28 protein-coding genes are annotated in these 25,600 nt (G+C 33.0%); 23 read left to right on the top strand and 5 right to left on the bottom strand.

Annotation, left to right across the window (positions count from 1 at the left end):
- Nucleotides 1–316: 316 nt before the first annotated feature.
- Nucleotides 317–1,117: a hypothetical protein gene (locus B7R67_RS16880; RefSeq protein WP_088072160.1), complete on the top strand. Its 801-nt coding sequence runs from the start codon at nt 317–319 to the stop codon at nt 1,115–1,117.
- Between the two features lie 198 nt (nt 1,118–1,315).
- Nucleotides 1,316–2,185 (top strand): alpha/beta fold hydrolase, encoded by an 870-nt coding sequence (locus tag B7R67_RS16885; protein ID WP_088072161.1) that lies wholly within the window; start codon nt 1,316–1,318, stop codon nt 2,183–2,185.
- A 47-nt stretch (nt 2,186–2,232) separates the two neighbouring features.
- Here the strand turns inward: B7R67_RS16885 and B7R67_RS21935 are convergent, their stop codons facing one another.
- Nucleotides 2,233–3,528: a methyl-accepting chemotaxis protein gene (locus B7R67_RS21935; protein ID WP_208615668.1), complete on the bottom strand. Its 1,296-nt coding sequence runs from the start codon at nt 3,526–3,528 to the stop codon at nt 2,233–2,235.
- Nucleotides 3,529–3,695: 167 nt separating this feature from the next.
- Between B7R67_RS21935 and spoIIM the strand changes: the two genes are divergently transcribed.
- From spoIIM to B7R67_RS16940, 10 genes are all read left to right on the top strand, one after another.
- Nucleotides 3,696–4,346, top strand: coding sequence for a stage II sporulation protein M (spoIIM, locus tag B7R67_RS16895; protein WP_088072163.1), 651 nt, complete (start codon nt 3,696–3,698; stop codon nt 4,344–4,346).
- Nucleotides 4,347–4,413: 67 nt separating this feature from the next.
- Complete coding sequence (gene fur, locus B7R67_RS16900) at nt 4,414–4,860, top strand: ferric iron uptake transcriptional regulator (protein WP_088072164.1); 447 nt, start codon at nt 4,414–4,416, stop codon at nt 4,858–4,860.
- 263 nt (nt 4,861–5,123) lie between these two features.
- Nucleotides 5,124–5,342 carry a YqzK family protein gene (locus tag B7R67_RS16905; protein ID WP_088072165.1) on the top strand — a complete coding sequence of 73 codons (219 nt, stop codon included), beginning with the start codon at nt 5,124–5,126 and terminating at the stop codon, nt 5,340–5,342.
- 6 nt (nt 5,343–5,348) lie between these two features.
- A complete protein-coding gene (gene xerD / locus B7R67_RS16910) occupies nt 5,349–6,275 on the top strand; it encodes a site-specific tyrosine recombinase XerD (protein ID WP_088072166.1) in 927 nt (308 codons plus the stop codon).
- A 232-nt stretch (nt 6,276–6,507) separates the two neighbouring features.
- A complete protein-coding gene (gene map, locus B7R67_RS16915) occupies nt 6,508–7,254 on the top strand; it encodes a type I methionyl aminopeptidase (RefSeq protein ID WP_088072167.1) in 747 nt (248 codons plus the stop codon).
- A gap of 359 nt (nt 7,255–7,613) precedes the next feature.
- Nucleotides 7,614–8,312 carry a TerC family protein gene (locus tag B7R67_RS16920; RefSeq protein ID WP_088072168.1) on the top strand — a complete coding sequence of 233 codons (699 nt, stop codon included), beginning with the start codon at nt 7,614–7,616 and terminating at the stop codon, nt 8,310–8,312.
- Between the two features lie 218 nt (nt 8,313–8,530).
- Complete coding sequence (gene deoB / locus B7R67_RS16925; RefSeq protein ID WP_088072169.1) at nt 8,531–9,712, top strand: phosphopentomutase; 1,182 nt, start codon at nt 8,531–8,533, stop codon at nt 9,710–9,712.
- A 13-nt stretch (nt 9,713–9,725) separates the two neighbouring features.
- Nucleotides 9,726–10,544 carry a purine-nucleoside phosphorylase gene (locus B7R67_RS16930; protein WP_088072170.1) on the top strand — a complete coding sequence of 273 codons (819 nt, stop codon included), beginning with the start codon at nt 9,726–9,728 and terminating at the stop codon, nt 10,542–10,544.
- A gap of 93 nt (nt 10,545–10,637) precedes the next feature.
- Complete coding sequence (locus B7R67_RS16935; protein ID WP_088072171.1) at nt 10,638–11,945, top strand: pyrimidine-nucleoside phosphorylase; 1,308 nt, start codon at nt 10,638–10,640, stop codon at nt 11,943–11,945.
- A gap of 932 nt (nt 11,946–12,877) precedes the next feature.
- Complete coding sequence (locus B7R67_RS16940) at nt 12,878–14,176, top strand: NCS2 family permease (protein WP_235822200.1); 1,299 nt, start codon at nt 12,878–12,880, stop codon at nt 14,174–14,176.
- Between the two features lie 87 nt (nt 14,177–14,263).
- On the opposite strand, the gene B7R67_RS16945 is transcribed toward B7R67_RS16940, so the two are convergent.
- The 3 genes from B7R67_RS16945 to B7R67_RS22780 are packed head-to-tail and all read right to left on the bottom strand — an operon-like array spanning nt 14,264 to nt 16,518.
- Entirely contained in the window at nt 14,264–15,265 is a 1,002-nt protein-coding gene (locus tag B7R67_RS16945) for an ABC transporter permease subunit (RefSeq protein WP_088072173.1), read from the bottom strand.
- Entirely contained in the window at nt 15,258–16,136 is an 879-nt protein-coding gene (locus tag B7R67_RS16950; protein ID WP_088072174.1) for an ABC transporter ATP-binding protein, read from the bottom strand. The genes B7R67_RS16945 and B7R67_RS16950 overlap by 8 nt, the downstream gene beginning before the upstream one ends.
- Before the next feature lies 1 nt (nt 16,137).
- The gene (locus B7R67_RS22780; protein WP_088072175.1) at nt 16,138–16,518 is read right to left on the bottom strand and encodes a GntR family transcriptional regulator; all 381 of its coding nucleotides are present in this window, start codon (nt 16,516–16,518) and stop codon (nt 16,138–16,140) included.
- Between the two features lie 205 nt (nt 16,519–16,723).
- Between B7R67_RS22780 and B7R67_RS16960 the strand changes: the two genes are divergently transcribed.
- From B7R67_RS16960 to B7R67_RS17010, 11 genes are all read left to right on the top strand, one after another.
- The gene (locus tag B7R67_RS16960) at nt 16,724–17,887 is read left to right on the top strand and encodes a D-alanyl-D-alanine carboxypeptidase family protein (protein WP_088072176.1); all 1,164 of its coding nucleotides are present in this window, start codon (nt 16,724–16,726) and stop codon (nt 17,885–17,887) included.
- 127 nt (nt 17,888–18,014) lie between these two features.
- On the top strand, nt 18,015–18,365 hold the full coding sequence (gene spoIIAA, locus B7R67_RS16965) for an anti-sigma F factor antagonist (RefSeq protein WP_088072177.1): 351 nt from the start codon (nt 18,015–18,017) through the stop codon (nt 18,363–18,365).
- On the top strand, nt 18,365–18,805 hold the full coding sequence (gene spoIIAB, locus B7R67_RS16970; RefSeq protein WP_088072178.1) for an anti-sigma F factor: 441 nt from the start codon (nt 18,365–18,367) through the stop codon (nt 18,803–18,805). Before spoIIAA ends, spoIIAB begins: the two co-directional genes overlap by 1 nt.
- A 12-nt stretch (nt 18,806–18,817) precedes the next feature.
- Nucleotides 18,818–19,573 carry an RNA polymerase sporulation sigma factor SigF gene (gene sigF, locus B7R67_RS16975; protein WP_088072179.1) on the top strand — a complete coding sequence of 252 codons (756 nt, stop codon included), beginning with the start codon at nt 18,818–18,820 and terminating at the stop codon, nt 19,571–19,573.
- A gap of 186 nt (nt 19,574–19,759) precedes the next feature.
- Entirely contained in the window at nt 19,760–20,383 is a 624-nt protein-coding gene (locus B7R67_RS16980) for a stage V sporulation protein AA (protein WP_088072180.1), read from the top strand.
- On the top strand, nt 20,376–20,792 hold the full coding sequence (locus B7R67_RS16985; RefSeq protein ID WP_088072181.1) for a stage V sporulation protein AB: 417 nt from the start codon (nt 20,376–20,378) through the stop codon (nt 20,790–20,792). The genes B7R67_RS16980 and B7R67_RS16985 overlap by 8 nt, the downstream gene beginning before the upstream one ends.
- A gap of 13 nt (nt 20,793–20,805) precedes the next feature.
- Nucleotides 20,806–21,258 (top strand): stage V sporulation protein AC, encoded by a 453-nt coding sequence (gene spoVAC, locus B7R67_RS16990; RefSeq protein WP_088072182.1) that lies wholly within the window; start codon nt 20,806–20,808, stop codon nt 21,256–21,258.
- A 13-nt stretch (nt 21,259–21,271) separates the two neighbouring features.
- Nucleotides 21,272–22,279 carry a stage V sporulation protein AD gene (gene spoVAD / locus B7R67_RS16995; RefSeq protein WP_088072183.1) on the top strand — a complete coding sequence of 336 codons (1,008 nt, stop codon included), beginning with the start codon at nt 21,272–21,274 and terminating at the stop codon, nt 22,277–22,279.
- Nucleotides 22,280–22,290: 11 nt separating this feature from the next.
- Nucleotides 22,291–22,641 carry a stage V sporulation protein AE gene (spoVAE, locus tag B7R67_RS17000; RefSeq protein WP_088072184.1) on the top strand — a complete coding sequence of 117 codons (351 nt, stop codon included), beginning with the start codon at nt 22,291–22,293 and terminating at the stop codon, nt 22,639–22,641.
- Nucleotides 22,642–22,644: 3 nt separating this feature from the next.
- Nucleotides 22,645–23,208 (top strand): stage V sporulation protein AE, encoded by a 564-nt coding sequence (locus B7R67_RS17005; protein WP_088072185.1) that lies wholly within the window; start codon nt 22,645–22,647, stop codon nt 23,206–23,208.
- On the top strand, nt 23,205–24,665 hold the full coding sequence (locus B7R67_RS17010; protein ID WP_407920408.1) for a spore germination protein: 1,461 nt from the start codon (nt 23,205–23,207) through the stop codon (nt 24,663–24,665). The genes B7R67_RS17005 and B7R67_RS17010 overlap by 4 nt, the downstream gene beginning before the upstream one ends.
- 50 nt (nt 24,666–24,715) lie before the next feature.
- Here B7R67_RS17010 and B7R67_RS17015 read toward each other — a convergent pair whose 3' ends face one another.
- Nucleotides 24,716–25,582: a DUF1002 domain-containing protein gene (locus B7R67_RS17015; protein ID WP_088072186.1), complete on the bottom strand. Its 867-nt coding sequence runs from the start codon at nt 25,580–25,582 to the stop codon at nt 24,716–24,718.
- Nucleotides 25,583–25,600 lie beyond the last annotated feature (18 nt).

The following is a 25,600-nucleotide window of genomic DNA, read 5'->3' on the forward strand; positions in this document are numbered from 1 at the left end:
TTAAGAGCAGGAACAAGGAAAGGCAGGAGAAAGGAAAGGACAACAGTCCATTATTAATGAAATAGAAGAAATGGCAAACGAAAAAACAGTTTATATTATTATCTTTCGCTTGTTCATGGAGACTGGTTATCAAATTAAAAGAATAATGGGCTTTATGCTTTCACTATATCAATCAAGAACAAGTAGATTCTGATTGGGTAACATACTTAAAAAGTAAAGCATTAGAAAGGTAGCGCTAAAAAAACAATTGCACATCGTCAAATTAATAGATTAATATTTAAAAGTAATATAACTTATACATCTTGGAGGAATCATAGTGAAAAACCTATTCAAAACGTTAACAGTGGGCGCAGTTTTAACTGGTGCTTTATTAGTAGGAACTACAACAAGTCATGCTTCAACAAACTACAACTTAACTGCTATTAATAGTGTAGGCAAGAAAGTGAACGTATACGCTCCGAAGGGAACTGCGCTGACTAAGATTAATAGCAAATGGTATAAAGGGTCAATCAAGTATGTTACATATAAAAAAGTAGGTACAAAGTGGGTTAAACAAAATAAATCTGCTACGGCTTATATACCTTCTAGTAAAGTGGCAAGTACTTCTACCACCACTTGGAATAAAGTTACGAAACAAACATACGAGTACGATGGTTCAGAAACTGGCTCGAACTATTACAAAGTGGACGATGAAATCAGTAGTTCTGTAATCGAACGTGCTACAAGATATTTAAACGATACTACAGGAACGATGACTAGTAAATCTGTATATGCTACAATCCCTGCAGGTGAAATTATCTACCATGAAAATAGTAAAGGTATTATAGTACCAATTCAAACACATGATAGCAAAGGTAATGTTATCTATGTTACAACTCAAAAAGAGTTTGACACTGAAAGTTATGATGTTGATTATGACTATGACGAGCACGGGAATGATATTTATGATGAAAATGGAGACTATGACCATACAGAATGGACATATGACAACTTTAGAGTAACTAGTAAGTATGTAGAGGATTATAATAATAATCTTACATATACTGACTATAACAAGAAAGTGACTACAACTTATAAAACAAATAGTAGTACTCAAGCATATACAAAAACATATTAATTGAATAATCTGTAGCACTTTAGAGAGATATTTTAAATAGGTATCTCTTTTTTTATACTTTTTTGAGAATCTGTAAAAGAGAACATAGATTGAAAGTATTTACATTGATTACTTCAACGTTCCTTGGATATAATATCCATAGGGTTTAAATCAAAACAATTCAACAAGTGAATAAAAAACCTTATTAGAGGTGGCTTTATGTATGTAAATGGTGAGCTTGGCACATATCATGTTCAAATAAAAGGGGATGGGAAAGTTACCGTTTTATTAGAATGCGGTATGATGCATACACTTCATCAGTGGAAGTATTTACAGGAAGAATTAAGTAAATATGCGAAAGTAATTGCATATGATCGTTTAGGTTACGGGAAGAGTGGGGCATGGACAACAGAAAGATCAACTGAGCAGCAAGCATTTGAATGTTACGATATGTTATTAGCTTTAAAAATTAAGAGTCCAATAATTGCTGTAGGACATTCTCTAGGAGCTTATATTGTATTCCAGCTATCACGTCTTTTTCCGAATGCGCTTCAATCAATCATTTTGCTTGATCCAACGCATCCGACATTAGAGGAGCATGAGCAAAAATTGTATGATAAATTATTATATCAATTTGCTGTACTAATGAAGAGGGCAAATCAAGTAAATCTTACGAAATTGATACCAAATAAAATCGTTCGTAAGTTCGTAAAAGCTGACAAATCAAACCAAACTGAAATTATTCGTTCAATAAAAAGCTTTAAACATTGGAAGACAGTTGTAAGTGAGTGGAAAAACTTAAATTATAGTAATGATCGGATAAAAGATGCATTAAAAGAGAAGATTGATCTACCTTTACTAGTTTTAACCGCCTCTAAACAGAGTGGCTTAACATTTAGCACTAAAAAAAATAAAGAATTACTACATAAAGTAGAAAAGTATCATAAAGAGTATTGTACGACATCAAATCAAGGTAAACATGAAACGCTAGAAGGGTTTACTCATTCAACAATATACGGAAATAATAAAGAGACAGCCAATTCAATAAGTGAATTGATTAAAAAAGAAGTTGAACGATTAAATGAATAAATAAAAAGCTGTTATCGTTCATTAAACTTTAACAGCTTTTTGTATGATTAGTTTAAAACTAGTGATTTATTAGCAACATTCATTAAACTTTCGGCAGATGAAGTTACTCGACTTGTAGCTTGTCCGATTTCATTAATTGTTTCTGCTAGATGATTGATTTCTTTTTCAGTTCTACTAACACCTGTAATGCTCTTACTCATTTCATCAACAATCGTATGAAAAGAAACCTGTGTCAATTCAGCATGATTTCGACCATCATTCACAATTCCGGAAACATCATGAATAGAAGTAACTACATTAGTTAGATAAGTATTTGAAACCTCGATAATTTCCTCAATTTTAGAAATTGAATTTTTAGTTTGTTCTGCTAGCTTTCTTACCTCTAATGCAACAACTGCAAAGCCTTTTCCATGTTCTCCTGCACGTGCTGCTTCAATAGCAGAATTTAATGATAATAAATTTGTTTGGTCAGCAATACTTTGGACAATTTTAATAACATCAGCTATATCAGAATAAGAGCTATTTAAATGTTGAACCATTTCAATCACTTTTTCAGTATTTGCAGAAATGATACTAATACTTTGTGTCAGTTCTTTTACCTGATTCGTACCAATGCCGGCAATTTCCTGCGTTTTAAGAACTTGATTACTTGATTCATTTACTTGTGTTTTAACATGATTACTTTGTTCAACAAGCATCTCAACAGCAGCGTTTGTTTGCTGTGTTAAAGCGACAAGCTCTTCTGCAATTTCTTGAATTTGTGCTTTTAGTTCTTCTTCGTATTTATGATGAGCTTCATTTTCTTCAATAATATTTTCTTTTACAAATTGTGAAAATAATTGTTGCTCGATATTTAAAGATTTCATAATCGCTGTAATAACTTTCATACGTTCAGACTCATCTTCAATTTCCATGTTTGCAATTCGAATATATTCCTCAATAAAACATTGAAAAGTTGCAATGTAATACTCAGGCTTAAATGAGGAATGAAAAGCTGCAATCCTTTTTATACTCGTAATATATTCGCTGTCATATTTAGTTGTAAAGTGGAGTGACATTTGTTTTTTGATTACTGCATGTGTATCCCCAATATAATTAAATACTTCATAAAAAGAATTCAATCGTGAACCGACCTGTTTTAATATATTCATAATAATCTCATCTTCATATTTAGAGACTTCACTTACATAAAATTGCCCTTTAATGGCTATGTCTTCCTTTGTCAGATTAATCATTTCGAACTGATCCAAATAATTAGGAGAAAGATTCATTACGACTTTAATCGAGTCAATTTTATTCGTAGTGAGACCTAATCGAGGAGCTTTTTTTTTAAATTTAAACATTCGTAAATTCCTCCGTTGAATAGAAAGTATTTTTCTAACTTTATTATCGAACGAATTAGTCATTAGTTTAAATTTTATTAGTAATTTTCGAACTTTTATAAATTAAAAGAATAAATTACTTGTCCACTCATAAAATGAAGAGAGAATATAGTGCAGGAGATGATAACATGACTAGGAGCTCAGTCCAATTAACGATGAAAAAACATGTTAAAGATTATTTGTCACTCTATATTTTTGTTAGTGTGATCTTACTATTTGGTGTAGTTTTTGGAGCGGTCATAGTAAACAGTATGAATGTGAGTCAAAAGCAGGATGTTCTTTCCTTTATTACTCATTTTTTTGGACAAGTTAATAATGGAGACTATATTAATGGAAATGAAGTATTCTTATCTAGTTATTCTTCACATTTGAAGTTCTTAGCATTAATCTGGATTTTAGGTATATCAATTATTGGATTACCAATCATCCTAATCTTATTATTTATGAAGGGATTAGTAGTTGGCTTTACAGTTGGTTTCTTAGTAAACCAATTAGGATGGCATGGGATATTATTGGCGTTTTCATCTGTATTTCCACAAAATGTGATCGTTTTACCATTATATATTCTATTAACAGTTTTAGCTGTTCAGCTTTCAATTAGAATGATTCGAAAACAGTTTATGAAAAACGATAATGAACCGATCATGAAACAACTAGTTTCATATTCTATCGTTTTCGGATGCGTTGCAGTTTGCTTAAGTATCGCAAGTATAATTGAGGCATATGGTTCATCGTACTTTCTTAAAGTTATTTCAGAAATAATTGTTTCAAAAAATTAACAAATAATTTTTGACACTTTCTCTTTCTTTGTTATAATTATTATCAAGTGGCGAGGGAGTGAAAAGAATGGAAGAACGAGTTGAACGAATAAAAAAACAACTACATTTAGCAGGATATAAATTAACACCACAACGGGAATCCACTGTTCGTGTTTTATTAGAGAACGAAGAAGATCACCTAAGTGCAGAAGATGTTTACCTCCTTGTGAAAGAAAAATCGCCGGAAATTGGACTTGCTACTGTTTATCGTACGTTAGAATTACTAACTGAGTTAACAATTGTTGATAAAATAAATTTTGGTGATGGAGTTTCAAGATACGATTTAAGACATGAAGGAGCTCAACATTTTCACCATCATTTAATTTGTACTGTATGCGGAGCAGTTGATGAAATTCATGAAAATCTATTAAGTGAAATTGAAAAGACAGTTGAAGAACGTTGGAATTTTAAAATTAAAGATCATCGATTATCATTTCATGGTGTATGTCATCGCCATGATCAAAACGAAGAGTAATAAAATGATTTTAATTCATTAAAATCATTTTATTTTTAATTCTAAAAATGCAGAGCAGTTCCTAAAAGAGAGTCTGCTCTTTTTCATGTTCTTAGAGTTTTAAAAATCATAATAAAGAACGTAGAATTCATTGGAAATACATAATCTTATTTAATAGAAGATTTGAGTACGAAACTTGTACATGAATTGAAGTATGATTTGTCCCAATTTTGCATAGTATGTAGTAATGATGTCTTTACTTCGAGCAAAAAGGTGGTGGTCATATGAAAAAAAGAGCTAGCATGATATTTAATGTACTAAAAGTAGCAATTTTATTTATTGCGTGTACGATTTTATTTTATTTTGCTATTCAATGGATTCATTCAGAATATGAAGATATGCATCGATATGACCGACCAGAGGGCTCAATGTTAAAGGTGGACAATCATCAAAAAGATGGAGCTTTTAATCAATTGGTACGGTTTTATCAAAACGGGGAGTAATGTAATGTGACAACAACTGATAAAACGCCTTTTAAAAAAGAGTTTGATTATGCAGCTGAGGATTTCATCCATTTTATCCAAGTTGAAAAAGGTTTATCTAAAAATACAATTCTATCATACGGTAAGGACTTAGAAAGTTATGGGAAATATTTGGACAAGGTTGAAACCGTTGAAAACCTTTCGAATATTACGAGAATACATATAATTGGTTATTTAAAATATTTAAAAGAGAGAGATTTAACAGCTCGAACGATGGCACGTCAATTAGCAACGATTCGATCATTTCATCAATTTTTGATTCGAGAAGTTGATGGGATGAAGGACGATCCTTCTCTTTTAATCGAAATTCCGAAAGCCCCAAAAGTACTTCCAAAGGTTTTATCTCTTCAGGAGGTAGAGGCCCTATTAGAGGTGCCAGATCAATCTACATTTGGATTAAGAGATAAAGCAATGTTGGAATTGTTATACGCTACTGGAATGCGAGTGTCTGAGCTTTTATCATTGAACTTAGCAGATGTTAATTTGACAATGGGTTTTGTTAGATGCTTAGGAAAAGGAAGTAAAGAAAGAATTATTCCTTTAGGTAAGCTCGCAATTGCGTCAATTGAGAACTATTTAAGATTAGCACGAAAAGAATTGTCTGGAAAAAAACAGAATGATGCATTCTTTTTAAATCATCATGGAAATCGAATGTCTAGACAAGGCTTTTGGAAAAATTTAAAAAAACAAGCTGAGAAAGCAAATATTCAGCATGAATTAACACCTCATACATTACGTCATTCATTTGCAACGCATTTATTAGAAAATGGTGCTGACCTTAGATCGGTACAAGAAATGTTAGGTCATGCAGATATTTCTACAACTCAAATTTATACACATGTTACAAAAAATAGATTGAAGGATGTTTATAAAGAGTTTCATCCAAGAGCCTAGTCTAAGACTGTCTAACATGCTCTTGGATTTGTTGCTTTGCTTGCTTGTTCCATCAGGATAAGTACCTATTAAGAGAAACGTATTTCGGTTTAAATCTGATTTATGTCTTCAAGCCGAGAGCTTAATCATATAAGCTCTTTTTTCTTGTGAAATTTAAGTAATGTTGGCAAATAAATGAATAATATATTAAATTAATCATAAATGGTTTAGGCAAGTTGAGAGGATGGATTAAATGATTACAATCAAAACAGAACGTGAAATAAATTTAATGAATGAAGCGGGTAAAGTGTTAGCTGCAACACATAAAGAAATAGCAAAAATGATAAATCCTGGGATTACTACTTGGGAAATCGATCAATTTGTAGAAAAGTTTTTAGCTGAAAATGGAGCGAAACCAGAGCAAAAAGGATATCGTGGCTATGAATATGCAACATGTGCATCAATAAATGACGAGATTTGCCACGGATTTCCTCGAAAAAAACCATTAAAAGATGGAGATATTGTAACAATCGATATGGTTGTAAATTTAAATGGTGCTTTAGCTGATTCAGCATGGACATACGGTGTAGGAAATATTTCTAAGGAAGATAAAGATTTATTAAAGGTAACAGAAGAATGCTTATATAAAGGCATTGAGCAAGCGTTAGTAGGAAATCGTTTAGGAGATATTGGTTTTGCAATTCAATCTTATGCTGAATCATTAGGTTATTCTGTTGTAAGAGATTTTACGGGTCATGGGATCGGACCGACACTTCATGAAGAGCCATATGTTCCTCATTTTGGAATGGCTGGAAAAGGATTAAGACTTCGTGAAGGAATGGTCATTACAATCGAACCGATGATTAATTTAGGAACGTGGCATTCTACAATGGATAGTAATGGTTGGACTGCAAGAACGAGAGACGGAAAAAAATCAGCGCAATACGAGCATACACTTGCAATCACAAGTCAAGGTCCAAAAATATTAACAAAGCAGTAAATAATTTACATTGAAGAATAAAGTTATTAAAACTATAATTAAGTATGTTAAGAGTTAAATAAATTATTTTCGATGATAAATTAAAATTTAGTTAAGATTTGTTGACATATTGGACTAGTTGGAATAATATTATGTTATAAAACAATCGAATACTTCCAAAGGGGAGTAGCGTCAGGAGAGATCCTGAAACAAAGTCGTCAATTCATGAGAAGCCCATTCTCATCGGCTTTGTTGGCATACTTTTGTATGCTCAGCAAGACCTTTGCCGTAGAACTACAACTATTGGCAAAGGTCTTTTTATTTTGTAGTCGCGGGTACAGGTTGTTTAATAAAGTAGTAGTTTTTAAGGGGGAAGAGACATGGAAATATTTGGAATGAGTATTGGCGTACTATTAAACGTAATTTTTATCGACCTGTTATTAAGTGGTGACAATGCAATCTTAATCGCTTTAGCAGCAAAAAACTTACCAGATGATCAAAAGAAAAAAGCAGTTTTATTTGGTACTGCTGGTGCAATCGGACTTCGAGTTGTATTTGCAGCAGTTATCGTTTATTTGTTAAATATCCCATTAATTTATGCAATCGGTGGTTTAATGTTATTATGGATTGCATTTAAATTAATTGTTGATGATTCAGGTCATGGTGACGTTAAAAGTGGTGCTTCTTTATGGGGCGCAGTTAAAACAATCATTATCGCAGATGCATTAATGAGTTTAGATAATGTATTAGCTCTAGCAGGTGTTGCACATGGTAATTTACTTGCGATTGTCATTGGTATTCTAATTTCGATTCCAATTATCGTTGGTGGAAGCTCGTTTTTAATGAAAGTGATGAACAAATACCCGATTATTACTACGATTGGTTCAGCGATCCTTGCATGGACAGCTTCAGGTATGATTACTCATGATCATATGATTGGTGAAGTATTTAAAAATCAAACAATTGCAATCGGGTTTAAAATTGTTATGACTGTGATTGTAGTTGCTGCTGGTATGATTGTTGCGAAAAGAAAAGCACAAAAACATCAAGTAACAGCTTCAGAAAATCAACCTGCATAATTATGTGATTAAGGCTCAGCTTATCTAATAGGCTGAGCCTTAATTTATGAATTATTTATGACATTTTATCAATATTCTGGTGAAAAATAGTATCAATAGACACAAATTGGAAAATATAATTCTTGAAAAGAATTAGGACAAAAAGTATACTTTAGTTGTCAGACATCTGACTCTGCACTTAAGTTTCAGTTTGTATAGATAAGTTAGGAGGAAAACAGATGAGTAAAGAATATAAACGCGTGTTCCTCGTTGTTATGGATTCTGTTGGGATTGGGGAAGCACCAGATGCAGAAAAATTTAATGATGTTGGTTCAGATACACTAGGTCACATTGCAGAAGAAATGAATGGATTACATATGCCTAATATGGCGAATTTAGGATTAAGCAACATCAGAGAATTGAAAGGGATTCCAAAAGCAGATAAGCCACTGGCTTATTACACAAAAATGGAAGAGTCATCTGTAGGAAAAGATACAATGACTGGTCATTGGGAAATGATGGGATTACATATTGATAAACCATTTAAAGTTTTTGCCGATGGTTTTCCTAAAGAATTAATTGATGAATTAGAAAGTCAATTTGGACGAAAAATAATTGGAAATAAACCTGCTTCTGGAACGGAAATATTAGTAGAGTTGGGCGAACAGCATATGAAAACAGGCGATTTAATCGTTTACACTTCAGCTGATTCAGTTTTACAAATTGCTGCTCACGAAGATGTTATTCCATTAGAAGAGTTATACCGTTACTGTGAAATTGCACGTAAATTAACATTAGATGATCCGTATATGATTGGTCGTATTATCGCAAGACCATTCGTCGGAGAACCTGGAAACTTTAAACGTACTCCTAATCGCCACGATTATGCTTTAAAACCATTTGGACGTACAGTTATGAATGAATTACAAGATTCGAATTATGATGTCATTTCAATTGGGAAAATTGCAGATATCTTTGATGGTGAAGGAATTACAAAAGCGTTAAGAACTGTTTCAAATATGGATGGTATGGATAAATTAGTAGATACATTAAAAATGGATTTCACTGGTTTAAGCTTTTTAAACTTAGTTGACTTTGATGCAGTTTACGGTCATCGTCGTGATCCATTAGGGTATGGAAAAGCACTTGAAGAATTTGATGCTAGACTTCCAGAAGTATTTGAATTATTAAAAGAAGATGACTTATTAATGATTACAGCAGATCATGGAAATGATCCTACATTCCATGGTACTGATCATACTAGAGAATTTGTACCTTTACTTGTTTATAGTAAGAAGTTTTCAGAAGGAAAAGAAATCGAAATTCCGAAAACATTTGCTGATGTAGGAGCAACTATTGCAGAAAACTTTGAAGTTAAAATGCCATCACATGGATCAAGTTTTTTAGAAAAATTGAGATAAGGTGGAAAAATGTATGAATAAAGAACATATTGATAAAGCAGCAAGTTTTATAAAAGAAAAAGTTGATCGAAAGCCTAAAATTGGATTGATTTTAGGATCTGGATTAGGAGTTCTGGTGGATGAAATTGAAAACCAGGAAAAAATACCTTATCATACAATTCCTGAATACCCTACTTCAACAGTAGAAGGTCATGAAGGGCAACTAGTTTTTGGAACGATTCACGGAATTGAAGTAGTTGCAATGCAAGGAAGAGTACACTTCTATGAAGGTTATAGCATGGAAAAAGTTACATTCCCTGTCCGAATCATGAAAGAATTAGGCGTTGAAAAATTAATTGTTACAAACGCGGCAGGTGGAGTTAATACTTCGTTTGAACCTGGTGATTTAATGTTAATAACAGATCATATTAATTTTACTGGTACTAGTCCACTTATTGGTCCAAATAATCCAGAACTAGGTGTTCGTTTTGTTGATATGTCTTATCCATATGACCGTGAATTAAGAGAAATTGCAAAAAATGCAGCGAAAGAAGAAAATATAAACATTAAAGAGGGTGTATATGCTGCATTAACAGGACCATCTTACGAAACACCAGCTGAAATTCGTATGTTTAGAACTTTGGGTGCAGATGCAGTAGGAATGTCAACTGTTTCAGAAGTAATTGTTGCACGCCATGCAGAATTAAGAGTACTAGGTATTTCATGTATTTCAAACATGGCAGCAGGTATATTAGATCAACCTCTTAACCATGAGGAAGTAATCGAAACAACTCAAAGAGTAAGAACTCAATTCTTATCATTAGTTAAAGAAATTATTCGAAAAATAGGTTAAGAAAAAATGAAAAGACTTCTACATTGTGTAGAAGTCCCTTTTCATTAAAAAAGTCATATCGATACTAATCAATATAGAGGAGTTGCATTGGAAATGAGAATGGTAGACTTAATTGAAAAAAAACGTGACGGAAAAACATTAACAACAGAAGAAATTAATTTTGTTATCAACGGCTTCACTGACGGAAGTGTACCTGACTATCAAATGAGTGCATTTGCTATGGCAGTATTTTTAAAAGGGATGACCGAGAAAGAATATAGTGATTTAACGATGGCAATGGTACACTCTGGTGATACAATCGACCTTTCAAATATTGAAGGGATCAAAGTTGATAAACATTCAACTGGCGGTGTAGGTGATACAACAACACTTGTATTAGGCCCATTAGTTGCATCATTAGATATTCCAGTTGCGAAAATGAGTGGACGTGGTTTAGGACATACGGGTGGAACAATTGATAAATTAGAAGCAGTAACTGGTTTCCATGTTGAATTAACAGAAGAAGAATTTATGAAACAAGTAAACGATATTAAGTTAGCAGTTATTGGTCAAACTGGTGATTTAACACCTGCGGATAAAAAATTATATGCTTTACGTGATGTAACAGCAACTGTTAATTCAATTCCTTTAATTTCAAGCTCAATTATGAGTAAAAAAATTGCAGCTGGAGCAGATGCAATCGTTTTAGATGTTAAAACTGGTGCTGGTGCATTTATGAAGGATATTGACGATGCTCGTGATTTAGCAAAAGCAATGGTTAAAATCGGTAATAACGTTGGAAGACAAACTGTTGCAGTTATTTCAGATATGAGCCAACCTCTAGGATTTGCGATTGGTAATGCTCTAGAAGTAAAAGAAGCAATTGATACATTAAAAGGTGAAGGTCCAAAAGATCTAGAAGAATTATGTTTAGTTTTAGGAAGTCAGATGGTTGTATTAGCTAAAAAAGCTGAAACTTTAGAAGAAGCAAGAGCTAAGCTTGTTGAAAATATGAAAAACGGAAAAGCTTTAGAAGTATTTAAAGCATTTTTAGTTGCACAAGGTGGAGATGGTTCAATTGTTGATGACCCATCAAAAATGCCTCAAGCTAAGTACGTAAAAGAAGTAGTTGCACAAACAGACGGTTATGTATCACAAATCGTTGCTGATGCAGTCGGTACAGCTGCAATGAAATTAGGTGCTGGTCGTGCGACTAAAGAATCTGTAATTGATTTAGCAGTAGGATTAATGCTAAACAAAAAAGTTGGAGAAGCAGTTAAAAAAGGTGATTCATTAGTAACTGTTTATTCAAACACTGAAGATATCAGTGAAGTAGAAAAAGATTTACTAGCAAATATTATCATTTCTTCTGAAAAAGTAGAAGAACCAACATTAGTTTACGATTTAGTAATGGAAGCATAAGATTTTTTGAAGAGGGTGTCCCAATAATTTTGGGGCATTCTTTTTTTTTGGTAGTTGAAGAACTTGAATAGTGGTGGGGAAGTGCTTTCAGAGCTGCAAATAAGTTGTTAAGAGTTGCAAATAAGAGAATAGTGGTGGGGAAGTGCTTTCAGAGCTGCAAATAAGTTGTTAAGAGTTGCAAATAAGAGAAGAGTGGTGGAGAAGAACTGTCAGTGCTGCAAGTAAGTCGTTAAGAACTGCAAATAAGTGAAGAGTAGTGGGGAAGAACTGTCTGAGCTGCAAATAAGTCATAAAGAACCGCAAATAATAGATGTAACACTGCAAATAATTGAGAAAAAGTTGCAAATGAACAGCTAATTGCAAATAAAATCCGAGAATCGCAAATAAAATTGTCAAAATAGCAAATAAAATTAGAAAAACGCGATTAAAACTCATAGAATCGCAAATAAAATAAAAAGTTACCCATACTAGTTAAGGTATTATGGCAAAATAACAGGACAATGTCGATTCTAACAAAAGGAAAATAACAATTATGCTCCAATTCTTTCAAAATCCAATAAAAAATGGCTTAAAAACTGCTAATAATCTATAAAAAAGTCGCTAATTTGAGCTCTCAATGAAAACTGACCCTTTTAAATACCCCACCCCCATGACTTAATTCAATATATCTAACAGCGGGAACCACAATAAGGCTGAGATCACACAAGATTAACAAGGCGGCTCAGTTCACGAATCACCGCGCAAAGTGAGAATCCTGCCTGCCGACTTTCGTCTTACTTTACAACAAAGTCTAAGAAATAATTGAGAAATCTATGTTCAACACAATAAGGAAAAATATTTTCTTGTTTAATTATTAAGAAATATCTAGTATAATTTTTATCGTGCCTTGTTGCATGGGTGGGAGAGGGAGACATTATAAGAGAGGAATTTTCTTGAAAAATTTATTAAACAAAAAATTTAATCTTGAAGGAAGCGGTACCACTATTAAAACGGAGGTTATAGCAGGAGTAGTTTCATTTTTAACTCTAGTTTATATTTTATCTGTTAATAGTACAATTTTGCATGATGCCGGTATTCCGTTTCAAGGGGCAATGATTGCCACAATACTTTCAGCTTTTTTTGGAAGCGTAATAATTGGATTGTGGAGTAACTCACCACAAGTTTTAGTTCCAGGAATGGGAATTAACGCATTGTTTACTTATACGATGGTTGGTGGAATGGGAATGAGTTGGGAAGAGGCACTTGCTGTTGTATTTATTAGTGGAATCTTATTATTCATTCTATCATTCACAAAACTGATTAAGAAATTAACAACTGCAATTCCATTATCACTTAAAAGTGCAATTACAGTTGGAATTGGATTTTTCTTAACATTCATTGGGCTTCAAGCCGGTGGAATCGTCGTAAAAAATGAGGATACATTCGTATCGATTGCTAATTTTACAAATGTAGATGTTTTAGCGACAGTGATCACGCTTGGTATCGCAATTTATTTATTTATTAAAAATGTACCAGCTAATTTTTTAATTACAGTTATCTTAGGTACAATTATTTCATTCATTTTACATGGTGGAATTGAAAAGGCACACGATACAACAAAGATTACATTGCATTCTGCAAGTCAAGTTGTCGGACAACTGACCTTTACGAATATGATGAGTTTTTCATTTTGGATCGCTGTATTTTCTTTAACAATGGTTGTATTATTTGAATCAATTGGGATCATACATGGACAATTAAGTATGATAAATCAAGAAGATAAGCAACAGAAAGTTGTTCAAGGGACTGCTTTTGGAATTTTACTATCTGGTTTACTTGGAACAAGTCCGACTGTAATCGCAGTTGAAGGTAGTGCAGGTATAAGTTCAGGTGGTAGAACAGGTCTAACAGCAGTAGTAACTGGATTTTTATTTTTAGGTTGCTTGTTGTTTATGCCATTAATTGCATATATTCCAACGTCTGCCATTGCACCAATTCTAATCATTATTGGTTCATTAATGGTAAAACATATAACAGATATTCAATTGGATGATCCTACTGAGGCAATTCCGGCCTTTTTAATATTAGCATTCATCCCTTTAACATATAGTATTATTGATGGAATTGCATTTGGTTTTATTGCTTACCCATTAGTTAAAATGGCAGCTGGTAAGAAAACCGAAATTACACCGTATATGGTTGCAATTTCTGCATTGTTTTTTGTAAGATTTGCTTTAAATTTTATAGCTTAAATTATAAATGCGCTGGTTCTTAGAATAAAAAGAACCAGCGCTTTATTGTGTTTAATTCCGATCAGTGACTAAAGGTTAGTAAAAAGCTTAATCAAAAAACTTATTTAATCTTTTATAGAAGAAGTATCCAACCGTTGTTCCAATTAATAAGCCAATAATATAAATAATGGTATTACTGCCATTTGCAATCGTAGAAGTTAATAATGCAATTAGAGTTGCTGATAAGTAAACAAATAAACTGTTCACGAATAAGCCGAAATTTTTATAGACAAATAGTTTCCCATTGTTTGCATTTGCGTATCTGTTATAACAGAATAAGCCTATTAGTAAGAATAGAATGATATAGAGCACAATAACGAATAGATTTCCATAATCAAAGGTAGGGTACTCTACAATATTTTTAGTAAAATCTTTTGATATTGAGAGTGGACCAGCTTGATATGGAATCGACCAATTAACGATTCTTTTTTCGAAAGTATTATTAAAAAGATCTACGTTGAAAATTCCTTTTAAATTTGAATAAACACTATAGAATAAAATCATTGGTGAAAAGATCGTGAAAATAGAAAATAAAACTTGAGAAAAATAATGTCCCGTAATTGTGCCGATTGTTAAACCAATCGTAAAAAATGCAATCGTGAATAAAATTATGATTGTAAAAATCACTACAAATGAAGTTGCATCGATATACTCATGAAGAATTGTATTGTAATGAATAATGAATGTTAAAATAATTAAGCCTAAATTCGCTATTAAAATATGAATTGTTCCAAAAAACCATTTCGATAAATAAAGTTGCTTAGGTGTATATGGTAGGGAAAATTGAAAATCAATTCCACCATTATTACGTTCAATCCCAATTAATAGAATACTTAATATTAAAACTAGTACTGGAGACATAAATGATAGCATACTAAAGTCAGAGATATATAGATAAGGTTGAGCAGAATGTGTGAGTAATGCATTTTTTAAATTAGCTGCGTTATTGTAATAGCTAAATGGAACAATGATAAAATAGACAAGATATAATAATATGAGTGCAAGTCTAGCTTGTTTAGAATGTTTTAGCCATAAGGCTTTACTAAACATATAATTCCCCTCCGTCTTTAATGAAAAATAAATCCTCTAGTGTCAATGGAAGTTCCTCTAGTAGTAGTGGATTTTCAATTTCTAATCGTTTTAAATAATCACTTTTATTCCCATTTATAATAATAATTGCTACTTTACCAGATTTAGAGAAAATCGAAATTGCTGGATCCTCTTCAAATTCTTTTGGTAATCCATTCTCAAATGCAACTTGTAATTTGTAGTATTGACTCGTACTTTCTTCCATTGTGGAAATTGAATCGATCATACCGTCTTTAATAAATAAATAGTGATCGATAATTTTTTCGAGTTCTGCTAGATGGTGAGAAGATATTAATACTCCTACAGAGTTTGTACTAGCATACTCGATGATTAATTGTAAAACAGTTCGTTTAACAACAGGATCTAGACCATTAGTTGGTTCATCTAAAATGACATAATTTGCTCCTGTAGAAAATGTTAATAATAAATAAAGAAGTGTTTTCATTCCTTTTGAATATTTACGAAGGGAACCATAAGGTAAATTATATTTACTTAAGGCTTCTAGAAATTTATCTTTATTAAAGTTTGGATATGAATTTTCATAAATCGTAATCAGTTCTTTTACACTAAATTGTTTAATGAAATTAGTTGAATCACTCATATAGGCGATTTGTGTTCTTAAGGAAGGTGAGTTCACAATATTTTCGTCATCAATTAGGACCGAACCTTCATCTGGCGCAATGATTCCAACTATTGTACGTAAAAGGGTCGTTTTACCAGCACCATTTCTACCAATTAATCCAGTGATTGTACCTTTTTCAATTTGAAAACTAAGATTTTTTAAAACCTCACGATTATCAAGCTTTTTACTTAATTGATGGATCGCTAGCATTTTATTCAACTCCTCTATTCGTATAAAACTCTTTTACCCAGTTAATGATATCTTCCTCTTGTATTCCGTCCATAAAACTTTCAATAAATAAATTAGTAAATTTATTTTTATATTTTAAAAGTGTCTCGTTTGAAACAATCTCTCTTGTTAAACCAATGACGAATGTTCCTTTACCACGTATTGTTTCGATAATTCCGTTCCGTTCAAGCTCTTGATAAGCTCTACTGACTGTATTTGGGTTTACGACTAAAGTTGTTGCTAATTCACGAACTGAAGGAAGTTTCTCGCCGTTTAGTAAAATCTTTTTTAAAATTTGTTCTTTAATTTGCAGAACTATTTGCTCCCATAGTGGTAAATGACTTCTTGGATCTAAAATAATCATTAAGTGAACACCTCCTCAAATTAGGCCTTAGATTGTATTGAGTGTACTAAGTGTATTAAGTGTATGGGTGTGATTAATACACTTCATTTATATCATATGTTTTTATGTTAGTAAATAGTTCCTGTAATTCTAATATTTTCTCTCATGTTTGATTAAACTACTTATATTTGGAAAAAATATGTATGAATAGAATGGAGGGTTAAAAATGAAAAAGGTAGTACTAACTCTTTTAAGTAGTGTAATGATCTTTTCATTATCACTACCAAAAGTAATGGCAAGAGAAACGCAATCAAATGATGTAAGCTTAACGAAAAATGCATTATCTTCCGTAATTATTGAACAGGATACAGGGAAGATCTTATATGAAAAAGATGCTAGAAAAGAGCTTCCTCCAGCAAGTATGACGAAAATAATGACAATGCTTATTATTATGGAAGAAATTAATAAGGGTAAGCTTAAGTTAAGTGATAAAGTGATGACAAGTGAGCATGCTGCATCAATGGGTGGTTCTCAAATCTTTTTAGAGCCAGGGGAAGAGATGACAGTAAATGAAATGTTAAAAGGCATTGCGATTGCATCTGGTAATGATGCATCTGTTGCGATGGCTGAAAAAATTGCTGGTACTGAAGATGCTTTTGTTGCATTAATGAACAAAAAAGCAAAAAAATTGGGGTTAAAAAATACACATTTTGAAAATCCGACTGGCTTACCAGCTCCAGGACATTACTCATCAGCGTATGATATGGCAATTATGGGTAGAGAACTTTTAAAATATCCATTGATTACTAAGTATACGGGAACGTATGAAGATTATTTGCGTAAGGATACTGAAAAACAGTTTTGGTTAGTAAATACAAATAAGTTAGTCCGTTTTTATCCTGGTGCTGATGGTTTGAAAACAGGATTTACAGCAGAGGCAAAATATTGCTTAACCGCAACAGCGAAGAAAAACAATATGAGAGTAGTAAGTGTCATTATGGGAGCACCAACTTCTAAGGAAAGAAATGCACAAATGTCAAACATGTTAGATTATGCATTTAATCAATATCAAGTTAAACAATTAATTAAACAAGGTGAAAATGTCGAAAGGCTTAATATTAGCAAAGGGAAGTCGAAAGAAGTACCAGTTGTGACGAAAAGTCCGGTTTCTGTCGTTCTTAAAAAAGGTGAAGCTTTGAATAAAATTACAAAAGATATTAAGTTAAATAAAAATATTCAAGCTCCAATCATTAAAGGACAAGTAGTTGGTGTTTTAGTTTTAAAACAAGGTAGTAAAGTTTTATCTAAAACTGACTTAATTGCTAAAAAATCAGTAAATAAAGCAGCTTGGTATGATTTATTTAAACGAACTGTTGGAGGATTCAACTGATTTTTTACGACTAATTTCGATGATTACAAAAAGTTTTGACGTTTTATCACTAGTTTTGTCACTGTGAAGGAATTCGAATAGGTTTTAACGAAACTTTCAATAACCGTCAAATAAGGAGGTTATTGAAGTGAGTCTTAATATTGAACTTGAAGTGAAAAATGCAATCCTTTGTGTAAGACTTGCAGGTGAACTTGATCATCACACTGCCGAGGATTTACGTTTACAAGTGAACGAGGTTTTAGAGTCCCAGACTATCCAACATATTTTATTAAATCTTGAACATTTAACTTTTATGGATAGCTCTGGTTTAGGTGTAATTTTAGGTAGGTATAAAGTAATTCGAAATAAAGGTGGAGAAATGGTAGTTTGTTCAATTTCTCCATCAATTAAGCGTTTATTTGATATGTCTGGTTTATTTAAGATCGTTCATCTTGCAGATGACGAGTCAAATGGACTTAATGTATTGGGGGTGGCATAATGCGTAATGAAATGAACCTTCAATTTTCCGCATTAAGTCAAAATGAATCTTTTGCTCGGGTAACGGTAGCTGCTTTTATTACTCAGTTAGATCCAACTTTGGATGAATTAACTGAAATCAAGACAGTTGTGTCTGAGGCAGTTACAAATGCAATTATTCATGGATATGAAAATAACCCAGAAGGAATTGTTTTTATCTCAGTTCTTCTTGAAGATCAAACAGTAACATTAACGATTAGAGATGAAGGGGTGGGGATTGCTGATTTAGATGAAGCAATGCAACCTTTATATACATCTAAACCAGATCTAGAAAGATCAGGTATGGGATTTACGATCATGGAAAACTTTATGGATAAATGTGAAGTTGTATCTACTATTAACGTAGGAACGACTGTTACGGTTAAAAAGTACTTATCAAATAGCAACGCTCTATGTAATTAAGGAGAATAGCCTATGGACGTAGAAGTCAAGCAAGATCAACCCCGCGCGCAATTAAAGGATCATGAATTAAAGGAGTTAATTAAGCGTAGTCAGGATGGAGATCAATTGGCTAGAGACAGCATCGTCGGGCACAACATGAGACTGGTATGGTCAGTTGTTCAGCGCTTTATTAACCGAGGATACGAACCAGATGATCTATTTCAAATTGGTTGTATCGGTTTACTAAAATCAGTAGATAAGTTTGATTTATCTTATGATGTACGATTTTCTACATATGCTGTACCTATGATCATTGGCGAAATCCAACGATTTATTCGAGATGATGGTACAGTAAAAGTAAGTCGTTCATTAAAAGAAACGAATAATAAGATTCGTAAGGCAAAAGAGGAATTAAGTAAAACGCTTGGAAGAATGCCAACTATTAACGAGATCGCTACACATATGGAAATTACTCCAGAGGATGTTGTACTTGCTCAGGAAGCTAGTAGAGCGCCGTCATCAATTCATGAAACTGTTTATGAAAATGATGGTGATCCGATTACATTGTTGGATCAAATTGCTGATAACCATGAAACAAATTGGTTTGAAAAATTTGCATTAAAAGAGGCTATAAAACAGCTCGATGATCGAGAACGATTAATTGTGTATTTAAGATACTATAAAGATCAAACTCAATCGGAAGTTGCTGAGCGTTTAGGAATTTCACAAGTACAAGTTTCAAGACTTGAGAAAAAAATTCTCCAACAAATGAAAGATAAAATCAAATAATCATATCTTAAGCTAAAAAGCTGAGGAGTCGTATTTAAACAATACGGTCCTCAGCTTTTTATTTTTCCCATTTCCTTCTCTTCCTGCATTCCATGCACTTATTGCCTTCCTGCACTTATATTTTTGGGAAGTTTTCACATACTAGTTGTAATTGAATTCATAAAGCTTTGAAACTGAGGGGAAAGTATGAAAAAGGTCTTATACATTAAATTACTTAATCGGATTGTTGTACAAGTAGGTAAACAGGTGCATTTAGGAGAAATTGCACGTTTGCAGGGGACAAATATTAATTTAGAACCAATCAGAAACATCATTGTACATGAATCAAAAAAGGAGGATGGAACACACACCGTTATCGATATACTTGAGATTCTTCCGTTAATACAAAAAATTGATCCTGACATTTCTTTTGAACTAATTGGCGTATCAATGTGTATTTTAGAACTTGAAAATGCTGTTTCAAAGAGCAATTTTATCTTATTTTGTTTCGTTTGGATCTTGTTATTTTCAGGTTCGTCATTGGCGATTATCTACTTTCATGAAGATGTAAGTATGCAGCAAGTTCAACAACGAATTTACTATATGATTACGGGAGAATATAATTTTAAACCATTATTACTTCAAGTACCATATTCTTTTGGATTAGGTATTGGGATGATTTTATTCTTTAATCAATGGTTTAAAACAAGATTAAATGAAGAACCAAGCCCACTTGAAGTTGAAATGTTTCAATATCAGCGCTCAATGGATGAATATGTGTTAGTTAATGAAAATAAGAAGCCAACCAAAAGCGTGAATACTGATGATTAAGCAATTGTTTGTCGCATTCATTGGTTTTTCAGGAGGAATTGCTGTAGGGACAGGATTTGTCGCATTTTTGTCCGTTATCGGGATCATTCCTAGACTAACACAATTAACAAAAACAATGAAAAAAATTCGTGCTTATGAATTAGCAGTCATTTTAGGTGCGATATTCGGCTGTTGGGTTAGTTTACGAAATACTGTCTTTCATTTGCCAAGTATATTTTCAGTATTCATTGGGCTTTTAGCAGGTATATTTATCGGAATGTTAGCAGCTGCATTAACCGAGGTATTAAATGTGTTTCCAATTTTAGCAAAACGAATTGGTATTCAAAAAAAAATCGTGTACTTACTAATGGCAATTGCACTAGGGAAAGTTTTTGGTTCATTATTTCATTGGATTTATTTTATAGAGTGAAAGGATGGGTAAAATGAGTGGGAAATTGAAAGCAAATTATAAAGAAAATGTGAAAGATTACCAACCGAAAAAACCAGTATTAAGAAATTGTATTAGAGCATTTTTAGTTGGTGGATTTATTTGTTTTCTAGGAGAATGTATTACGAAAATCTATATAAATTATTTTAATTTTACTGAAAAAAATGTTGGTGATCCAACGGTTGCAACGCTCGTTTTAATTTCGAGCTTACTAACTGGATTAGGAATATATGATAAAATTGGTCAATTTGCCGGAGCGGGTTCAGCGGTTCCAGTTACAGGATTTGCCAACTCGATGACGAGTGCAGCAATGGAACATAGAAGTGAAGGCCTTGTTCTCGGTGTAGCAACGAATATGTTTAAGCTCGCAGGATGTGTAATTGTTTATGGAGTTGTTTCAGCATATGTTGTCGGAATGATCCGTTATGCATTTAAAGCATTTTTTTAGGAGGTGAGTACCATTGGGTTTAATAGGAAAGCAAACATGGGAATTTAAAAATGGTGTATATGTTCAATCAACTGGAACTGCTGTGGGTCCTAGAGAAAATTTGGGTCTGCTTGCTGGCAAGTTTGATTATGCTTATGAGGACTTACATTGTGGTGAAGATAATTGGGAATTGGCAGAGAGAGCGTTAATGAGAAATGCAATTTCAATTGCCCTTAAAAAAGCAAATAAAAATATAGAAGATATTGATGTTTTTTTAGCAGGAGATTTATTAAACCAAAATGTTACTGCAAATTTTATGGCAAGGGAACTACAACTACCTTTCTTATGTATGTTTGGAGCATGTTCAACATCTATGGAAACTGCTTCTCTCGGTGCGCAGTTAATTGATAGTGGTTATGCAAAAATGGCATTAGCTGCAACAAGTAGCCATAATGCAACTGCTGAAAGGCAATATCGATATCCTACGGAATATGGAGGTCAAAAACCTGATTCCGCAACATTTACAGTAACCGGTGGTGGAAGTATCCTTCTGTCGAACAAGAAAAGCAAAATAAAAGTTAAATGTGCCACAATCGGAACAGTTCAGGATTTAGGATTAACTGATCCATTCGACATGGGTTCGGCAATGGCTCCTGCGGCGGCATATACGATTGTTCAGCATTTCAAAGATACGAATACTACACCAGATGATTTTGATTTAATCGTTACTGGTGATCTATCGGCTGTTGGTGCTCCAATTTGTGAGCAACTCGTGAGAGAAGAAGGATATGAAATGGCTGGAAAATATAATGATTGTGGTTTGTTAATTTATGATCGTGAAAATCAAGAAGTTTTTGCCGGGGGTAGTGGTTGTGCATGTTCAGCAGTTGTAACGTATGGACATTTGTTTGAAGAGTTGAAGAAGGGAACTTATAAACGTATTTTAGTTGCTGCAACTGGAGCACTATTAAGTCCTACGATGATCCAACAAAAAGAGTCAATTCCAACAATTTCTCATGCTGTCGTTTTTGAAAGCTGTTAGGAGGTGTGAAGATGGATTTTGTTAATGCTTTTATAGTAGGAGGACTAATCTGTGTAGTTGGTCAGTTATTATTTGATTTCACAAAGTTAACCCCAGGACATGTCATGTGCATATTTGTTGTAATTGGGTCTATTTTAGATGGATTTGGCATTTATGATAAATTAATTAAATTTGCTGGTGCAGGTGCAACAGTCCCAATAACTAGTTTTGGTCATTCTTTATTGCATGGAGCGATGGCAGAAGCAGAGAATCACGGATTTATCGGAATTGGAATGGGGATTTTTTCGCTCACGTCATCTGGTATTTCAGCAGCCATTTTATTTTCATTTATAATTGCACTTATCTTTAAGCCAAAAGGTTAATGTATGAAAAAGAAAAGGATCATTATCGTAACCGACGGAGATATTTATGCACATCGGAGTATTGAGCATTTAGCCAAACAATTTGGTGGATGCACAATTTCACAATCACAAGGTAATCCCACTAAATTCTCTGGTAAGAGAATGGTTGAAATCATAATGCAAGCACAAAAAGAACCAGTATTTGTATTGTTTGATGACAGTGGCTATATGGGTGAAGGTCCTGGAGAAAAGGCTTTAAAATATGTTGCAAATGATAAACATATTGAAGTGATCGCTGCATTAGCAGTTGCTTCAAATACGCACCATCAAGAATGGACTAGAGTAGATGTTAGCATCGATAATGAAGGGAATTTAACGGAATACGGAGTAGATAAGTATGGTGTACCAGATATAGAGCTCGGAAGAATAAATGGCGACACAGTTTATAATCTAGATCAATTAAATATTCCTTTCGTATTAGGCATTGGTGATATTGGGAAAATGGGCGGTAAAGATGATATTGAACTTGGTTCCCCTATCACAAGAAAAGCAATTGAATACATCCTTGAAAGGAGTGAACTCAACTGACAACGTCGAAGAAACCAACACATCTTACAAATAAACTAGTTACAAATTCAAATATCTTAACAGATAAATTAGGCTATGGAGTAAGTTTTGATATTGGTAAACGAATCGTTTACGTAAACAAAGTTGAAGTTCAACTATTTTATGTAAATGGATTAACTGATACAAATTTCATTCAAAGGATCTTGGATGATTTAATCGGACTCCAAATAGTTGAAAAAAATAAATCAATCTTTAAAAATATTGAAGATACAATTGTTCATCAATCAGTTGAGATTGTTTTAACGATTGAAGATGTATTAAAAAAAGTTTTATCTGGTCTAATCGTAGTATTAGTTGATGGAGAGGATAAAGCTCTTGCAGTTGATGTAAGGAGTTATCCTGGACGAGGTCCTACTGAACCTGATACTGAGCGAGTTGTACGAGGTTCACGTGATGGATTTACTGAAAATATCATTAATAATACTGGTCTAATTAGACGCCGCATTCGTGATGAAAATTTAAGAAATGAGATACTTTCAGTTGGTGAAAGTTCGAAGACAGATGTCTGTATTTCGTATATTGAAGGACTAGCCAATGAAGGACTAGTAAAAGAAATTCGTGATCGAATAAACGGAATCCATTGTGATGGATTATCAATGTCAGATAAAAAATTGGAAGAATTTATATTAAAGCAAGGATATAATCCATTTCCTTTAGTAAGGTACTCAGAAAGGCCAGATGTTATCGCAAATCATATACTTGAAGGTCATGTATGTATAATCGTAGACACATCTCCAAGTGTAATTATTACACCTGCAACATATTACCATCATATGCAACATGCTGAAGAATTCCGACAAACACCTTCAGTTGGTACGTTCCTTCGCTGGGTTCGGTATATTGGAATTTTTATGTCAGTCTTTTTATTACCATTTTGGTTGTTATTATGTAATTATCCTGAAGTCTTACCAAAGTCATTAAGTTATATTGGTCCAAAGGAAACGAGTAATATTCCAATCTACTTACAATTGATCATTGCTGATGTAGGGATTGAATTCTTAAGGATGGCTAGTATACATACACCAAATGCAGTATCTACTTCGATGGGTATTATCGCTGCAGTATTAATTGGACAAGTTGCGATTGACGTTGGTCTTTTTCAGCCAGAAGTTGTGTTATATACGGCCGTATCAATGATCGGTTCATATGCTACACCAAGTTATGAACTAGCTCTTGCAAATAAATTAGCCAAATTTGTCATCTTAATATTAACAGCAATCTTAGGAGTAAAAGGATTTATGATTGGTTCGACTTTACTAATTCTTTTCTTAGCAAGTCTAAATACATTAAATACGCCTTATTTATGGCCATTTATTCCATTTGATTTTAAAGCGTTCTACCATCTCGTTATCCGGACAAAAGCAAGTGAAAGTAAACAAAATAAAGGTGGTAAAACGATCGGTGATGCTTCATTATAATCGTAATAAAAAACCCGGAAACTTTTTAAGAAGATCCGGGTTTTTCATGCTTATTTAAATAATGAAACAATCGCATCAAATAAAGCTGAGAAAAAAGCTTTTAGTTTTTGAATGAATGAGTGACCTTCTTCAGAATTTAAGTAGTCTGAAATCTTGTTTTTTGCTTTCGTTAATTGGTTACCAACTTGGTCCCAGTTAATGTTTAGATCTTTCATTTTTTCAAATAAAGACATTAAACTAGCTTTTTGGTCAGCAGTTAATGTAATTCCTAAATCTTTTGCAATTCGATCAATTAATGATTTTAATTCATCGGTAGACATGTTAGGATTTTTCGCTAATTCATCTTTAATTTTTGTAACTAGTTGTACAGCTTTTTCGTCACCAACAGAATCACCAAGCTTCGCTGTTTTAACCATTTCTTCGTTAGCTACTTTTTTAACATCGTCAGGAATTACTTCTCCTGAACTTAGTTCGTATGCTTTCATTATCCCGGTTAATGCAGCAGTACCTGATACTTCAAATGGGGCAGTTATTACAATGTTTGCATCCTTTAGCCCTGCAGTTATTAAAGCATTTGTATACATTGAGTTTGTAACCCATGAAATATTATTCGTTTGAACGATAATGCCTGTATTTTTTTCACCAATTGTAATCATAGCAGATGAAAGAGCACGTGTACCGATCTGAGCACTAGGTACAGTACCATCTAAATATTTATGCTCCTCTTGATTTGAAACAGTAACCATTCTAGCATCAGATGGGGCACCCATTTCAGCTAATAATGATTTCTTTTGCGTTTCAGATAAATTTTGTCCAAGAGTTACAATTGTCTCACCAGGTACGGCATCAGCATATACCGATAAAGGCATTGCAATTAATCCCATAGAAATGGTGAAAGCTAATAATTTTTGTTTCAACAAAGAAACACTCCCTTT

The sequence above is a fragment of the Gottfriedia luciferensis genome, assembly GCF_002156865.1.
GTDB lineage: Bacteria > Bacillota > Bacilli > Bacillales > Bacillaceae_G > Gottfriedia > Gottfriedia luciferensis.

Excerpts from the sequence above, each read along its gene's own strand:
- B7R67_RS16980 (WP_088072180.1), top strand. The coding sequence starts at position 19,760 with ATGAAAAAGGTCTTATACATTAAATTACTTAATCGGATTGTTGTACAA.
- B7R67_RS17005 (WP_088072185.1), top strand. The coding sequence starts at position 22,645 with ATGAAAAAGAAAAGGATCATTATCGTAACCGACGGAGATATTTATGCA.
- B7R67_RS16960 (WP_088072176.1), top strand. The coding sequence starts at position 16,724 with ATGAAAAAGGTAGTACTAACTCTTTTAAGTAGTGTAATGATCTTTTCA.
- sigF (WP_088072179.1), top strand. The coding sequence starts at position 18,818 with ATGGACGTAGAAGTCAAGCAAGATCAACCCCGCGCGCAATTAAAGGAT.
- deoB (WP_088072169.1), top strand. The coding sequence starts at position 8,531 with ATGAGTAAAGAATATAAACGCGTGTTCCTCGTTGTTATGGATTCTGTT.
- B7R67_RS16935 (WP_088072171.1), top strand. The coding sequence starts at position 10,638 with ATGAGAATGGTAGACTTAATTGAAAAAAAACGTGACGGAAAAACATTA.
- B7R67_RS21935 (WP_208615668.1), bottom strand. The coding sequence starts at position 3,528 with ATGTTTAAATTTAAAAAAAAAGCTCCTCGATTAGGTCTCACTACGAAT.
- spoIIAB (WP_088072178.1), top strand. The coding sequence starts at position 18,365 with ATGCGTAATGAAATGAACCTTCAATTTTCCGCATTAAGTCAAAATGAA.
- B7R67_RS16905 (WP_088072165.1), top strand. The coding sequence starts at position 5,124 with ATGAAAAAAAGAGCTAGCATGATATTTAATGTACTAAAAGTAGCAATT.
- spoVAE (WP_088072184.1), top strand. The coding sequence starts at position 22,291 with ATGGATTTTGTTAATGCTTTTATAGTAGGAGGACTAATCTGTGTAGTT.
- spoVAC (WP_088072182.1), top strand. The coding sequence starts at position 20,806 with ATGAGTGGGAAATTGAAAGCAAATTATAAAGAAAATGTGAAAGATTAC.
- B7R67_RS16920 (WP_088072168.1), top strand. The coding sequence starts at position 7,614 with ATGGAAATATTTGGAATGAGTATTGGCGTACTATTAAACGTAATTTTT.
- B7R67_RS16945 (WP_088072173.1), bottom strand. The coding sequence starts at position 15,265 with ATGTTTAGTAAAGCCTTATGGCTAAAACATTCTAAACAAGCTAGACTT.
- B7R67_RS16950 (WP_088072174.1), bottom strand. The coding sequence starts at position 16,136 with ATGCTAGCGATCCATCAATTAAGTAAAAAGCTTGATAATCGTGAGGTT.
- map (WP_088072167.1), top strand. The coding sequence starts at position 6,508 with ATGATTACAATCAAAACAGAACGTGAAATAAATTTAATGAATGAAGCG.
- fur (WP_088072164.1), top strand. The coding sequence starts at position 4,414 with ATGGAAGAACGAGTTGAACGAATAAAAAAACAACTACATTTAGCAGGA.
- B7R67_RS16930 (WP_088072170.1), top strand. The coding sequence starts at position 9,726 with ATGAATAAAGAACATATTGATAAAGCAGCAAGTTTTATAAAAGAAAAA.
- B7R67_RS16985 (WP_088072181.1), top strand. The coding sequence starts at position 20,376 with ATGATTAAGCAATTGTTTGTCGCATTCATTGGTTTTTCAGGAGGAATT.
- B7R67_RS16885 (WP_088072161.1), top strand. The coding sequence starts at position 1,316 with ATGTATGTAAATGGTGAGCTTGGCACATATCATGTTCAAATAAAAGGG.
- spoIIM (WP_088072163.1), top strand. The coding sequence starts at position 3,696 with ATGACTAGGAGCTCAGTCCAATTAACGATGAAAAAACATGTTAAAGAT.
- B7R67_RS22780 (WP_088072175.1), bottom strand. The coding sequence starts at position 16,518 with ATGATTATTTTAGATCCAAGAAGTCATTTACCACTATGGGAGCAAATA.